The organism is Mycolicibacterium arenosum, assembly GCF_024320865.1.
In the GTDB taxonomy this organism is placed as follows: domain Bacteria; phylum Actinomycetota; class Actinomycetes; order Mycobacteriales; family Mycobacteriaceae; genus Mycobacterium; species Mycobacterium arenosum.
Window position 1 is genome coordinate 1 of record NZ_JANDBD010000019.1, and the last position, 13,849, is coordinate 13,849.

Annotated in this window: 14 protein-coding genes; 11 read left to right on the forward strand and 3 right to left on the reverse strand. The window is 68.0% G+C overall.

The genetic code is table 11. From position 1 onward, the window contains the following. Positions 1-131 precede the first annotated feature (131 nt). Positions 132-623 (reverse strand): hypothetical protein, encoded by a 492-nt coding sequence (locus NM203_RS31415; RefSeq protein ID WP_255064855.1) that lies wholly within the window; start codon positions 621-623, stop codon positions 132-134. 174 nt (positions 624-797) lie between these two features. Here NM203_RS31415 and NM203_RS31420 point away from each other — a divergent pair, with 174 nt between their 5' ends. From NM203_RS31420 to NM203_RS31435, 4 genes are all read left to right on the forward strand, one after another. Continuing rightward, on the forward strand, positions 798-2,258 hold the full coding sequence (locus tag NM203_RS31420; RefSeq protein ID WP_255064856.1) for a threonine/serine exporter family protein: 1,461 nt from the start codon (positions 798-800) through the stop codon (positions 2,256-2,258). Between the two features lie 49 nt (positions 2,259-2,307). Continuing rightward, positions 2,308-2,943, forward strand: coding sequence for a pyridoxamine 5'-phosphate oxidase family protein (locus NM203_RS31425; protein WP_255064857.1), 636 nt, complete (start codon positions 2,308-2,310; stop codon positions 2,941-2,943). A gap of 311 nt (positions 2,944-3,254) precedes the next feature. Continuing rightward, complete coding sequence (locus NM203_RS31430) at positions 3,255-3,617, forward strand: hypothetical protein (protein ID WP_255064859.1); 363 nt, start codon at positions 3,255-3,257, stop codon at positions 3,615-3,617. A gap of 184 nt (positions 3,618-3,801) precedes the next feature. Beyond that, entirely contained in the window at positions 3,802-4,656 is an 855-nt protein-coding gene (locus NM203_RS31435; RefSeq protein WP_255064994.1) for a DUF4349 domain-containing protein, read from the forward strand. A gap of 20 nt (positions 4,657-4,676) precedes the next feature. Here NM203_RS31435 and NM203_RS31440 read toward each other — a convergent pair whose 3' ends face one another. Next, the gene (locus tag NM203_RS31440; RefSeq protein ID WP_255064861.1) at positions 4,677-4,967 is read right to left on the reverse strand and encodes a WhiB family transcriptional regulator; all 291 of its coding nucleotides are present in this window, start codon (positions 4,965-4,967) and stop codon (positions 4,677-4,679) included. Between the two features lie 446 nt (positions 4,968-5,413). On the opposite strand from NM203_RS31440, the gene NM203_RS31445 reads away from it, so the two are divergent. The 3 genes from NM203_RS31445 to NM203_RS31455 all read left to right on the forward strand — a co-directional run bounded on the left by NM203_RS31445 (position 5,414) and on the right by NM203_RS31455 (position 8,043). Next, a complete protein-coding gene (locus NM203_RS31445; protein ID WP_255064862.1) occupies positions 5,414-6,193 on the forward strand; it encodes a hypothetical protein in 780 nt (259 codons plus the stop codon). Between the two features lie 88 nt (positions 6,194-6,281). Next, on the forward strand, positions 6,282-6,860 hold the full coding sequence (locus tag NM203_RS31450) for a sigma-70 family RNA polymerase sigma factor (protein ID WP_255064863.1): 579 nt from the start codon (positions 6,282-6,284) through the stop codon (positions 6,858-6,860). Then, the gene (locus NM203_RS31455; RefSeq protein ID WP_255064865.1) at positions 6,853-8,043 is read left to right on the forward strand and encodes an anti-sigma-D factor RsdA; all 1,191 of its coding nucleotides are present in this window, start codon (positions 6,853-6,855) and stop codon (positions 8,041-8,043) included. The genes NM203_RS31450 and NM203_RS31455 overlap by 8 nt, the downstream gene beginning before the upstream one ends. A 16-nt stretch (positions 8,044-8,059) precedes the next feature. Here NM203_RS31455 and NM203_RS31460 read toward each other — a convergent pair whose 3' ends face one another. Further along, complete coding sequence (locus NM203_RS31460; protein ID WP_255064866.1) at positions 8,060-8,464, reverse strand: DUF5319 domain-containing protein; 405 nt, start codon at positions 8,462-8,464, stop codon at positions 8,060-8,062. Between the two features lie 155 nt (positions 8,465-8,619). On the opposite strand from NM203_RS31460, the gene guaB reads away from it, so the two are divergent. From guaB to NM203_RS31480, 4 genes are all read left to right on the forward strand, one after another. Beyond that, on the forward strand, positions 8,620-10,161 hold the full coding sequence (gene guaB, locus NM203_RS31465; protein WP_255064867.1) for an IMP dehydrogenase: 1,542 nt from the start codon (positions 8,620-8,622) through the stop codon (positions 10,159-10,161). A 23-nt stretch (positions 10,162-10,184) separates the two neighbouring features. After that, positions 10,185-11,333 carry a GuaB3 family IMP dehydrogenase-related protein gene (locus tag NM203_RS31470; RefSeq protein ID WP_255064868.1) on the forward strand — a complete coding sequence of 383 codons (1,149 nt, stop codon included), beginning with the start codon at positions 10,185-10,187 and terminating at the stop codon, positions 11,331-11,333. 70 nt (positions 11,334-11,403) lie between these two features. Beyond that, positions 11,404-13,140, forward strand: coding sequence for a GMC family oxidoreductase (locus NM203_RS31475; RefSeq protein WP_255064870.1), 1,737 nt, complete (start codon positions 11,404-11,406; stop codon positions 13,138-13,140). A gap of 22 nt (positions 13,141-13,162) precedes the next feature. Beyond that, positions 13,163-13,849, forward strand: a complete 687-nt coding sequence (locus NM203_RS31480) for a hypothetical protein (RefSeq protein ID WP_255064871.1) — start codon at positions 13,163-13,165, stop codon at positions 13,847-13,849.

Below are 13,849 nucleotides of genomic sequence, written 5' to 3' on the forward strand. Positions count from 1 at the left end.
TATGGACAAATCACCTTGAAAGCCATCTATGGCAAGTGTTTTCCGAGTCACCCAGCAGCCCACCGGATCGACCCCCGTCGAAGCCGTCCGGTTGCCATCACTGTGCACCAATAGGTGTTTTCGTTGACCGGCTACTGTGCCGTCGGCTGAATCGACACCAGTCGGAACGAGCCCGACTGGGCGTCGTCGGGCGTGAAGCGGACCGTGAGGGTGTCCGGGGGGAACCGGGTGGCCATCTCGTTCAAGGTCCGGGACAGAAACACTTTCGCCTTGGCGTTGCCGTACCAGTTCGGGTCGGACGGGTCGACGCTGAGATCTCTCGTCTGCTCGATCGCCGTGTCCCACTGCTGCACCGCGTCAGGCCTCGCGTCTCCGAATCCGGTGGACTGCAGGTAGGCGTCCTCCGCTCCTGAGAGCGTGACCACTGCTCCGCCACCGACCGGCGTACCGGTGATCGTGCCGTTGACGACGTCGGCGGTGACCGACGCCAGCCGCGCCGTGCACACGTCGTCGACGACGCTGGACGGCCCGCAGAACTCCGGCAGCGGGTCGGCGTGAGCCGGAGCGGCGGGTAGTACGAGCACGCCAACGGCGGCTATCGCACAAGTGAACAGGCGGGGCATCACGGGAATGTATTCGGTGGGTGCGCAGCGGGGGTTACACGTTGGTGTGCTGACTCTCACCGCGCGAATGGTCGAACAGGGAATTCGCCAGGAGTAAAATCGGTTTTGCTCATGACCGCGTTGTGCGATCGTTCCGAGTAGACATCTCAAAAGCAGTAGCAGGAGGACAGTGTGGTGGAGTCGACCCGTGCTCACACGGGCCAGGCCTCGCGTGCGCGTCAACCAGGGATTCTGACCCGGATCGTTCGGGAGACCGACCCGCCGACCGACACCATGCAGCGCATCACGGCACCGCTGCGCACCAACGCCGACGAGGCATACAACATCCGCGTCGGCGAAGTGCTCGATCTGGCCGGCAACATCGGCGCCCTGCTGATGGCGTCCGGGATGCCAGCGACCGCCACCATGGACCAGGTCACGGCCATCGCGGCCGCGTACGGCATCGAGCGGTGCGAGGTCGACGTCATCAGCACCACGATCCACGTCGCCGCCTATCGCGGCCCGTCGGTTCCCGCGGCCAGCACGCTGCACGTGGTGCAGTCCCGGTCGATCGACTTCAGCCGGCTGGCGGCCGTCGACCGCCTGATCGCCCGCATTCGCGCGGGCGACGTGTCCTCGTCGGACGCCCGCAATGAGCTCGACGCCATCGTCACCGCGCCGCACCCGTACAAGCGCTGGATCGCCACCCTCGCGTGGGGCGCGCTCGCGTTCGCGACGGCGGGCACGCTGGGCGCCACCTGGCTCGCGTGTCTGGTCAGCGCGCTGAGCGCCATGACGATCGACCGCGTCAACCGACGACTGAACCGGCACGGGCTGCCGTTCTTCTTCCAGTACGTGGTCGGTGGCGCCATCGCGACTGCGCCGCCGCTGCTGCTCTACTGGTTCGGCCCGAAAATGGGGCTGTACTTCGAACCGACCGTGGCCATCGCAGCCGGGCTCGTGGTGCTCCTCGCCGGTCTGTCGTTGGTGGGCTCCGTCGGCGATGTCATCACCGGTGCCCCGGTCACCGCGGCGGGTCGCTTCTTCGAACTGGTCATGATGACGGGCGCGACGATCGCCGGTGTCGCCGTCGTCCTGCACCTCGCCAATCGCTACGGCGCGCCGTGGATCGACATCAGTGCCAGCGCACCACCGGCGTTGGCGGAGTTCCCGGCCCGCGTCGCGTTCGGCGCGGCCAGCGCGGCCGCGTACGCCCTGGCGTGCTACGCGGAGAGGTCCGCGGCGGTGGCGGCCGCGTTCGGCGGCGCGGCGGGGACCATCGCGTTCCTCGTCGCTCAGGGTGCGGGACTGGGTGTCGTGGTCGCGTCGTTCATCGCCGCCGTGCCGATCGGCTTGGTCGGCCGCTTGATGGAGCGTCGTAATCTCGCGCCGCCGCTCGTCGTGTCGATCGCGGGCATCGTGCCCCTGCTCCCTGGTCTCGCACTGCTGCACGGGGTGTACGCGATCCTCAACGAGCAGTCGGCGATCGGGTTCGCGGCGGTTCTCGGCGCGTTCGCCGTCGGCACCGCGCTCGCCGCCGGAGTCACGTTGGGCGAATGGAGTTCCTGGAAGGTGCGGCGCCGCCGGCTTCGGGCCCGGCGCGGCAGCCGCGGTACGCGACTCGCGCGCCGCGGAGCGTTGAGTTCCGCCGACTAGCTGTGCGGTGGTCGGGAATTACCCGGCCTCCGCGAACGCTCTCACCTGCGTGAGCAAGCACTATCCGGCGATCGCGTTCACCGACGACGTCCGCGCCGTTCAGCATCAGCACGGCAGCGATGCGTTCTACGATCGTAAGCGCGTCGCCGGGAAGGCATCCGCCGTGCCCGATCTGTTGACGGATGACGAGAAGGACTTCCTCGCCGAACGCGACGGCTTCTACCTCGCGACAGTCGGCGAGACCGGGTGGCCGTACGTCCAATTCCGTGGCGGTCCAAGGGGATTCGTACACACACCGGACGACCGCTCGATCGCCTGGGCCGACTTCCGCGGCAATCTCCAGTACATCAGCACCGGCAATCTCGAGAGTAGCGATCGCGTGGCGCTGATCGCCGTCGATTACGCACACCGGCGTCGCCTGAAGCTGTTCGGCCACGCTCGCATCGTCACCGTCGACCAGGACCCCCAGTTGATGGCCGCGCTGAGCGACCCGGCCTACGACGCCGTCGTCGAACGAGCCGTCGTGGTCACCGTCGAGGCGTTCGACTGGAACTGCCCGCAGCACATCACCCCGCGGTTCACCGCCGCGGAACTCCAGCCGGTTCTCGCCGATCTGACGGACAAACTGACCGCACTGGAGGACGAGAACGCCGCCCTGAAGGCCGCGCTGGCCGGGCGCAGCTAGCTGCTCTGGCAACCATCGCATCGAGACTCGGTCGGATGCCTGCAATCTTTTGTGTTGTGACGTCTGGGTACGTCTGTGACCACTGGTACAGATAGTCCTCACGCTGCAGTAACCACCGAGTAGTTGCTATCGCTTTGCTGATGGCAAACGTTACAAGATCAAAAAGATCCTCTGTACAGCGATAACGCAATCATTACGAAGTCGAAAGGGTATTGCATCCGACTTGCTGTTCGCTATTCTGAGCAAAGTCTCTGGTCCATCGGCGGGCCGGACTGTCACGAAGGGTAAGGGCTAACATGGCTAAGGTCTCGGTGCCGTCGAGCAAGCTCGCGGCAAAGATGGTTGGCGTCGGACTGGTCGCGGGCGGGCTGATGCTCGGGCTGCCGGCTGCGATGGCGTCCGCCGACCCGCTCGGCGACGCGCTCGGCGGTGCGGTCAACGGCGCGAACGGTGCCGTCCAGAACGTGGTCAACCAGAACAACGCAGGCTTGCAGGGCATCACCGCGATCAACAACGGCGGTCTCCAGGCTGGCACCGCGACCAACAACACCGGCCTTCAGGCGGGTCTGCTGGAGGTGAGCAAGAACGCTCAGGCGGGCGGGCTCGCCACGTCGTCCGCGATTGCCAACACCAACAACTTCGTGCGGTTCGCCGTGTTCGGCATCCTGCGCTGACACGGAAGCCTTACGCGAAGGGGTCGAGCCGCCGGCTCGGCCCCTTCGTCGTTCTGTGCACCGGGTACTCCCCGAATGCGGTTACCTTGGCTTCATGATCAACGTGAACCGCCTGTGGACGGCGGTCGGTGGGGGAATCGTCACGATCGCGCTGTTGTCCGGATGCTCTGCGGGGCAGGACCGCATGCCGGAGGCGCCGCCCAGCGCGCCGGGTGTGACGGCCGACGGAGTGGCTGCGCCGGCGCCGGAGTTCGGACCCGTCGACGAGCCGGCTACCAAGCGAGACGTCGTCAAGACCGCGTCCATGACCGTCAGAACCGGCAATCCGTCCGAGGCCGCCGACAAGGCCGCCGTGATCGCGGAGAACGCGTCGGGCCGGGTCGACCGTCGCACCGAGAACGCTGGCACCGGCCGCGGTCGGGCCTCCACGACGATCGTGTTGCGGGTCCCGGTCGGCCAGCTCGACGGTGTGGTGCGTGAGCTTAAGGAACTGGGAACGGTGCAGACCGCCGAAACGACGGCCGATGACGTGACCGCTCAGCGCGTCGACCTCGACGCCAGGATCAAGGCGCTGCAGACATCGGTGGACCGGCTGCTCGGGATCATGCGCGACGCGACGGATCCGGATTCGCTCATTCGGGCCGAGGACGCGCTGTCCGAACGTCAAGCCGAACTCGACAGCCTGCGCGCCCAGCGCGAGCAACTCGGTGACCAGATCGCCTACAGCACCGTCGACGTCAGCTTCGTCGCCGACCAGATCGGCGGCCCGACACCCGAGCAGTACAGCGGCTTCCTCGGTCAGGTCGAACGGGGCTGGGACGGCTTGGTCGCCGTGGTGGGCAATCTCGTTCTGCTTCTCGGGCTGTTGCTGCCGTGGCTCGGCGCGCTCGCCGTCGTCGGCGTTGGGCTGTACCTGATCATTCGGACCGCCCGTCGACGCGAACGCGGCGGCCCTCCGCCTGCGCAGCCTGTCGTGGCCGCTGCCGCCGACACGCCGACGACCCCCGACCAGAGCCGGGGATCGTCGGGTGAGAGCTAGAAGGAACGTCTAGCAGGGACTCAGGAGGCGCGGCGGATGCCGCGCTTGAGCAGGAGCTCGCGCTCGGATTCGGACAGTCCGCCCCAGATGCCGTAGGGCTCGCCGACCGCGAGTGCGTGTGAACGGCACTGGGCGATCACCGGGCACGCCCGGCACATCTCCTTGGCGCGCATCTCCCGCTGGGCGCGCGCACGGCCGCGCTCGCCGTCGGGATGGAAGAACATTGAAGAATCGACACCCCTGCAGGTGCCTGCCATTTGCCAATCCCAAATGTCGGCGTTGGGTCCGGGTAGCTGCTGCGGCTGTGGCATGTGGGAAACCCCTCTCTGCACATTCCATTTCGCGTGTGCGAAACGGAGTGTGTTGAGTCGAAAAACCGATCCGAGCTCGTGTCGCCGATGACTACTCGTGCAGACAACGTAGAAGGGCCCCGGAAAACACGTCAATACCCAGCACGTGTGCTCAGGCACATACCGGCAGCGTGAGAATTTACATCACGTTCATCATTGGGACCCGCGCGAAACTTGCGGGGTGATTACGAAACGCCCGCTCTACGACATCATTTCGTGTTTTCGCTGTTCGCCATAACCGGCCTTAGCGTGCGCGCCCGGCCCGCCTAGGTGGCAGTTGACATGTCGGTAACATTCCGACCATCAACTGTTAACCAAAGTTGCGTTGGCAACACTTCTCCTGGCCGGACCGCCGGTATCGGGTTCTCGCCGTGGCGATTCCGGGCGGTTGATAGCGTCCCGGTTCGATGAACACCTTGGCCGATGCCGCATTCGGCGGCCACCCCTGGCGCTGGCCGTTGCCGCCCGCGCGCACGCCGGAGGAGCGGTGGCTGCGCGCAGTCGCCGCCGGCGGCCAGGGTCGGTATGCAGCCGCCCTCACCGACCTGGGCGCCCTCGAGCGAGCCGACGGGGCGGGACCACTTCGCTCGCTGGCGTTCAGCACTCGGGCCTCGTTTTTGCGGCAGCTCGGCTGGCACGCCGCCGCGCGCCCGTGGGACGGCCGGGCCCTGGCCCTCGCGGACACGCATTCCGACGCCCGCGCCGACGCGCTGATCGGCTTGGCCGCCGATGCGCTGGGCGTCGGACGGTTCGCGCTGTCGGCCCGTCTCCTGGACCGCGCGCGGCCGGTCGTCGGTGCCGGCACGTCGCCCCGGTTGCCCGTGCGGCTGGCGTGGGTGAGTGCGGAACTGGCGATGTTCACGAGCCGCGGCGCCGAGGCGGTGGAGCACGCGCGAGCGGCCGTCGCACTCGCCAAGGACCTCGGTTCGACCCGACACGCCGTGAAGTCCGACGTTGTGCACGCGGCGGCGCTGTGCAGTGCGGGCGAGCTCGACGACGCGCGCCGCGTCGCCGACGGCGCCCTCGACGCCGCCGAGGACTCCGGACTGCTACCGCTGAGCTGGGCGTTGGCGTGTCTGCTCGGCGACATCGGGAGCGCGACCCGCCCGCCCGACACGATCGCGGAGATCCGAACTCGCAGCGCAAACGTCGTAGAAGATCGTGGTGGCGCGTGGTCGAGTCGCTGATTCCACGCGTCACAGCCGGATCATTAGTCTTTAGCTGACGCATCGGCCCCGATGCACCCCATCCGTAACGCTGGAGAAGCCGCCCACGATGACAATTTCGGGAGATGGTCTCGATGATGTCGTTGCTAGAGCAGTGGCGGGTGATCGAGGCGCACTTCAAGAAGTGCTGGTAACCATCCGGCCGATCGTCCTCCGCTACTGCCGGGCGAGGATCGGCTCCGCGGAGAGATCCGGGTTATCGGCGGACGACGTTGCTCAGGAGGTGTGCTTGGCCGCCATCACGGCGCTGCCGCGCTACAGGGATCAGGGACGACCCTTCCTGGCCTTCGTATACGGCATCGCCGCTCACAAGGTCGCCGACGCATATCGAGCCATGGGACGAAATCAATCCGACGCCACAGACACCCTGCCGGACCGAGCGTCGTCCGACCTGGGGCCCGAGCAACTCGCGATGAACGCCGAGGCCTCGGCCCGAATGGAGCAGCTCCTCGCGGTGCTTCCCGAAAAGCAACGCGAAATCGTCATCCTGCGCATCGTGGTGGGCATGAGCGCTGAGGAGACCGCCGAAGCGGTCGGCAGCACCGCCGGCGCCGTGCGCGTCGCGCAGCACCGAGCGCTGACAAGACTGAAGTCCGAACTCGACGGAAGGGGGGAAGGACGTGCCTGATTTCGGCCGCTGGACCTCCAACGGCGGAGACCCGTCGCTCAACGACGTCAACCGCGTCGACCGGTTCTTCGACGCCCTCGGCTCGAACGAGACTGCGTACTCGACCGACCACGCCGAGGCCGAACTCGCCTTCCTGTTCGCCGACTGGCGTGACGAGGTGCGCACTGCACCCGTCACCGCGCCGGTCACCACCCGCGACGCCGTCGACGCGCTGAACGCCGGACTCGGCGCCCGCAAGCGCGGCCGGTCGACCCTCGTTCTGGTCGGCTCGGCGGCCGCCGCGGTGCTCTGCATCGGTGGCTTCGGTGCCGCGGTGTACTCCGCAGGCCCCGGCGACGCGTTCTACGGCATCCGCTCGTCGCTGTTCGGTGAGCAGGCCACCCGTGACGACGCCGTCATGCTCGCCGCGCAGGCGGAGATGCAGCAGGTGCAGAAGCTCATCGACGACGGTCAGTGGGAGCAGGCGCAGGACAAGCTGGTCGCGCTCAGCAGCACCGTGCAGAGCGTCGAAACCCCCGAGCAGAAGCAGCAACTGGTCGACCAGTACAACCAGCTGACGGTCAAGGTCGTCGAGCAGGATCCGGCGGCGACGCTGCCGCCCGACGCACCGCTGCCGACGTTCACCGATTCGCCGCTGACGCTGTTGCCGATCCCGACCTTCCAAGTCGGGGACACCACGACCTCGACGACGTCGGAGACTTCCGGGACCACGTCGACCGAGCCGTCGGACACGACCACAACGTCGACGTCCACGACGACATCCCCGTCCGATTCGGCCACGACGTCGACTCCCGGCCCGGAGGTCATGCTGACCACGCCGCCCACGTCGTCGGGTGACGCGTCGTCGAACCCGGCGACCACGCCGCCGTCGACACCACCGTCGGGCACCACCACGACCACCACGCGCGTGGAGGTGACATCGGTCACGTCGGTTCCGTCGGCCCCGCCGTCATCGCAGGCACCGCCGCCGCCGTCACCGCGGTCCGAGCCGTCGCAGGCCCCGCCGCCGAGCGTGGTCCCCACGCGTGCCCCTCAGTCGGTTCCCGCCCCGCCACCGGCGTCGTCGGTGCCCGCCGAAGCTCCCGCACCGGTCGAAGCGCCGTCGTCAGAGCGGCCGGCACCCAAGCCGCCGCGCGTGGAGGAACCGGCGCCGGTCACGACCACCGTCGCGCCGCCGAGCTAATCGAAGAGTTGCGCCGTCAGCGATATCCGTCGTGGTCCGACGTGGCCTCGTTGAGCGACGCGTCGGCGTAGCCGCGGCAGTAATCCCAGGTCACATAGGCTTCGGGCTCGGGATCGTAGGCGGGCTCGTGGGGGCGAACCGTGCCGTCCACCAGCAACTGCAGCAGGTTCGCTCGCAGCATGTCCCAGTCGTGATAGTGATCCTGCTGGCACTCGTCGCAGCAGACCACCAGTCCGCGAATGCCCTTGTGCGCCAAAAGCGCCTCGTAAACCGCCAAGTCGGCGAGATCGGCCTCGACCGCGACACGTTCCTGCGGATCGAGCGGCTGGCCCGGCTCGATCGCGTCGAGAGCCGCCGACGGATCGCAAGGGTCGTCGGCGAACGGATCGGGGGGCAAACCCGGCGGCAGGTGGTCGCGCACGGGTCCACAGTACTCAGGCCCCTGGGTATCGCGCCAGCGCTCCACGCCGCAGGTCGAGTGGGCGCGGCATGTCGGCGGCGAGCATCCGGATAGGATGGATACCTCAGTCTCGCCGGAAGTCTGAACGTGCCCCGCGCCGTACTGGAGGCCCATAAATGTCCATCGCTGAAAGCAGCCTTCCCATCGCCGTTCCGGTGCCCACCGGCGGCGACGATCCGACCAAGGTCGCGATGCTCGGGCTGACGTTCGACGATGTCCTGCTTCTGCCCGCCGCCTCCGACGTGGTGCCCGCCAACGCGGACACGTCGAGCCAGCTGACCAAGCGCATCCGCCTGCGCGTGCCGCTGGTGAGCTCGGCAATGGACACCGTCACCGAATCCCGCATGGCCATCGCGATGGCCAGAGCCGGCGGCATGGGCGTCCTGCACCGCAACGTGCCGCTGTCCGAGCAGGCGGGCCAGGTGGAGACCGTCAAGCGCTCCGAGGCGGGCATGGTGACCGATCCGGTGACGTGCTCGCCGGACAACACCCTGGCCGAAGTCGACGCGATGTGCGCGCGGTTCCGCATCTCCGGTCTGCCGGTCGTCGATGCGGGCGGGCAGCTCGTCGGGATCATCACAAACCGCGACATGCGCTTCGAAGTCGACATGAACAAGCCCGTCTCCGAGGTCATGACGAAGTCGCCGCTGATCACCGCGCAAGCGGGGGTGTCCGCGGAGGCGGCGCTCGGACTGCTGCGCCGGCACAAGATCGAGAAGCTGCCGATCGTCGACGGCCACGGTCGCCTGACCGGGCTGATCACCGTCAAGGACTTCGTCAAGACCGAGCAGTTCCCGTTGGCCACCAAGGACAGCGACGGCAGGCTGCTCGTCGGCGCCGCCGTCGGGGTGGGCGGCGACGCGCGCGAACGTGCGATGGCCCTCGCCGACGCGGGTGTGGACGTGCTCATCGTCGACACCGCGCACGCTCACAACCGGGGTGTGCTCGACATGGTGTCCTGGGTGAAGGCGATGGTGGGTGACCGCCTCGACGTCATCGGCGGCAACGTGGCGACACGAGCCGCGGCGGCCGCGCTCGTCGAAGCGGGCGCCGACGCCGTGAAGGTGGGCGTGGGCCCCGGCTCGATCTGCACCACCCGCGTCGTCGCGGGCGTCGGCGCCCCGCAGATCACCGCGATTCTGGAAGCCGTTGCGGCGTGCGCGCCCTCGGGTGTGCCGGTGATCGCGGACGGCGGGCTGCAGTACTCGGGGGACATCGCCAAGGCGCTCGCCGCCGGCGCGTCGACCGCGATGCTCGGCTCGCTGCTGGCCGGCACCGCCGAGGCGCCCGGCGAGCTGATCTTCGTCAACGGCAAGCAGTTCAAGAGCTACCGCGGCATGGGGTCGCTGGGGGCCATGCAGACGCGCGGGCCGCAGAAGAGCTACTCGAAGGACCGTTACTTCCAGGACGACGTCCTGAGTGAGGACAAGCTGGTCCCCGAGGGCATCGAGGGCCGGGTGCCCTTCCGCGGGCCGCTGTCGACCGTCATCCACCAGCTCACCGGTGGCCTGCGCGCCGCCATGGGTTACACCGGTTCGGCCACCATCGAGCACCTGCAGCAGGCACAGTTCGTCCAGATCACGGCGGCTGGGCTCAAGGAGAGCCACCCGCACGACATCACGATGACGGTCGAAGCGCCCAACTACTACGCCCGCTGACACGGCGTTAAGGAACCACACGCATGCGCGACATGGTCGAAATCGGCATGGGCAGAACCGCCCGCCGCACCTACGAACTCGGCGACATCAACATCGTGCCCTCGCGGCGCACCCGGTCGTCGCAGGACGTGTCGACGGCGTGGCAGCTCGACGCGTACCGCTTCGAGATCCCCGTCCTAGCGCACCCCACCGACGCCCTGGTGTCGCCGGAGTTCGCGATCGAGATGGGCAAGCTCGGCGGGCTCGGCGTGCTCAACGGCGAGGGGCTCATCGGCAGGCACGCCGACGTCGAAGACAAGATCGCGCAGGTGATCGACGTCGCTGCCAGTGCATCCGACGAGTCCGCCGCGATCCGCCTGCTACAGCAACTGCACTCCGCGCCGCTGGATCCCGAGCTGCTGGGTGCCGCCGTCGCACGCATCCGCGACGCCGGCGTCACCACCGCGGTGCGGGTGAGCCCGCAGAACGCCCAGGCGCTGACGCCCGCCCTGGTCGCGGCCGGGGTCGATCTGCTGGTCATCCAGGGCACGATCATCTCCGCGGAGCGGGTCGCCAAGGACCACGACGGCGTCGGGGAACCGCTCAACCTCAAGACCTTCATCTCGGAGCTCGACATCCCGGTGGTGGCGGGCGGCGTCCTCGACCACCGGACCGCACTGCACCTGATGCGCACCGGGGCCGCAGGCGTCATCGTCGGCTACGGCTCGACGTCCGGCGTCACGACCAGCGACGAGGTCCTGGGCATCAGCGTGCCGATGGCGACCGCGATCGCCGACGCCGCCGCAGCCCGTCGCGAGTACCTGGACGAAACCGGCGGCCGCTACGTGCACGTGCTCGCCGACGGTGACATCCACTCGTCCGGTGACCTGGCCAAAGCCATCGCCTGCGGCGCCGACGCCGTGGTCCTCGGTACGCCGCTGGCGATGTCGACCGAGGCGATGGGCAACGGGTGGTTCTGGCCGTCCGCGGCCGCGCATCCGTCGCTGCCTCGCGGCGCGCTGCTGCAGGTCGCGCTCGACGACCGACCATCGCTGGCTCAGGTGTTGACCGGGCCGTCGGACGACCCGTTCGGATCCCTGAATCTCGTTGGTGGACTTCGCCGTTCGATGGCCAAGGCCGGTTACTGCGACCTCAAGGAGTTCCAGAAGGTCGGCCTCACGGTCGGGAGCTGACAGCCGTTACCTTTACAAATTAGGGTCACCTGTCTAGCCAGTTACCGGTCGGTAGGTCCATACTGGACGTATGGAGCCTGACTACGACGTCCTGATTATCGGCTCGGGTTTCGGGGGCAGCGTCAGCGCACTGCGGCTCACCGAAAAGGGCTACCGCGTGGGTGTGCTGGAGGCGGGCCGCCGATACGAGGACGCCGACATGGCGAAGACCTCCTGGAACCTGCGGAAGTTCCTCTGGGCTCCGCAGTTCGGCATGTACGGCATCCAGCGCATCCACCTGCTGCGCAACGTGATGATCCTAGCCGGGGCCGGCGTCGGCGGCGGTTCGCTCAACTACGCGAACACGCTCTACGTCCCGTCCGGGCCGTTCTTCAACGACCCGCAGTGGAAGGACATCACCGACTGGCACGACGAGCTCATGCCGCACTACGAGCAGGCGAAGAAGATGCTCGGTGTCGTGATGAACCCGACGTTCACCGACGCGGACCGCATCATGAAGGAGGTCGCCGAGGACATGGGCGTCGGCGACACGTTCGTGCCGACGCCGGTCGGTGTGTTCTTCGGCACCGACGGCCAGAAGCAACCTGGCAAGCGCGTCGAGGACCCCTACTTCGGTGGCGCCGGCCCCGCCCGCACGGGCTGCATCGAGTGCGGTTCCTGCATGACCGGCTGCCGGTACGGCGCGAAGAACACCCTGCTGAAGAACTACCTCGGGCTCGCGGAATCGGCTGGCGCGCAGATACATCCGCTCACGATGGTGAAGTCGTTCGAGCAGCGGGCCGACGGCATCTGGGAGATCAAGACCGCCCGCACCGGCGGCAAGTTGCGGCGCAAGCGCAAGACCTTCACCGCCCGCCACGTCATCCTCGCCGCAGGCACCTACGGCACGCAGAAGCTGCTGTTCAAGATGCGCGACACCGGCAAGCTGCCCAAGCTGTCCGATCGCCTCGGCCTGCTCACCCGGACGAACTCGGAGTCGATCGTCGGCGCCGGCCGGCTCGCCGTCTCCGATGACCTGGATCTGACGCACGGCGTGGCCATCACCTCGTCGATCCACCCGACCAGCGACACCCACGTCGAACCCTGCCGATACGGCAAGGGGTCCAACGCGATGGGGCTGCTGCAGACCTTGATGACCGACGGCTCCGGGCCGCAGGGCACCGACGTGCCGCGCTGGAAGCAGCTGTTCCAGAACGGCCGTGCGGATCCGAAGGGCACGCTGCGGCTGCTCAACCCGCGCCGGTGGAGTGAGCGCACGATGATCGCGCTCGTCATGCAGAACCTGGACAACTCGATCACCACCTTCACCCGCAAGACGAAGTTCGGCTTCCGGATGCTCGACAGCAAGCAGGGCCACGGCGAACCGAACCCGTCCTGGATCCCGGCGGGCAACGAGGTCACGCGACGCATCGCCGAGAAGATCGACGGCGTCGCCGGCGGCACGTGGGGCGAACTGTTCAACATTCCGCTCACGGCGCACTTCCTCGGCGGAGCGGCGATCGGCGACACCCCGGAACGCGGCGTGATCGACGCCTACCAGCGGGTCTGGAACTACCCGACCCTGTCGGTCGTCGACGGCGCGGCGATCTCGGCCAATCTCGGCGTCAACCCGTCGCTCTCGATCACCGCGCAGGCCGAACGGGTGGCGTCGCTGTGGCCGAACAAGGGTCAGGAGGACCTGCGTCCGGCGCAGGGCCAGGCCTACCGGCGCATCGACCCCATCTCGCCCGAGCACCCGGTCGTGCCCGAGCACGCGCCCGCCGCTCTGAAACTGATTCCGATCACGTCGGAGCGCAGCGCGGGTTAGGTCCCTTTGCCAGAATGAGCGCGTGAACTTCCTTCAGCGCCGCCGGACGGGGCTGTTGATCAAGCGCGCGCAGCCCTTCGTCGACGAGCCGCTGGTCGCGGTGGGCAACTTCACCTGGCTGGGTAACAGCATGGGCGCCCAGCCGGGGATGCGCGGCAGGGCGGACCTCGCGGGCGGGTTGCCGGAGTGGACTCTCATCGGGACGGGGGCGACGAGGCTGCACATCGTGACGTCCAACAACCTGAATCCCGATCGGGGCGAGGAACTGTTCGGCAGCTGGCCGCTCGACGGGGTCCGGGTCACCGAGGAGACCTACGGGCGCAAGATCGGGCCGGTCTCGGCCGGCGCCTACCGCGCCGCCAGGTTCGAGTTCCCGGACCGCCCGGCCGCCCTGCTGCAGCCGTTCGGCAGGCAGGCGTTCGAACTGGTGGCGGCCCGGCACGCGGCGAACCCCGACAAGCCCTCCTTATCCGACGGATTGACCAGGGTCGCCCTGATGACGACGGCTGACGGCCCCGTGTCCGCCGACGTGTTCTTCCTGCTCAGTTACGGCGACGGCCGCACCGACACCGTGCCCCTCGGCGACGGCGACAAGCTGCTGACCCGCCTGCAGGCGCTGCCCGGATTCGACAACGAGACGTTCATCAAGGCGGTGGCCGCCAGCGAGGGTGGCATCTCCGTGTTGTGGACGGGCCCGCCACTAGACTGA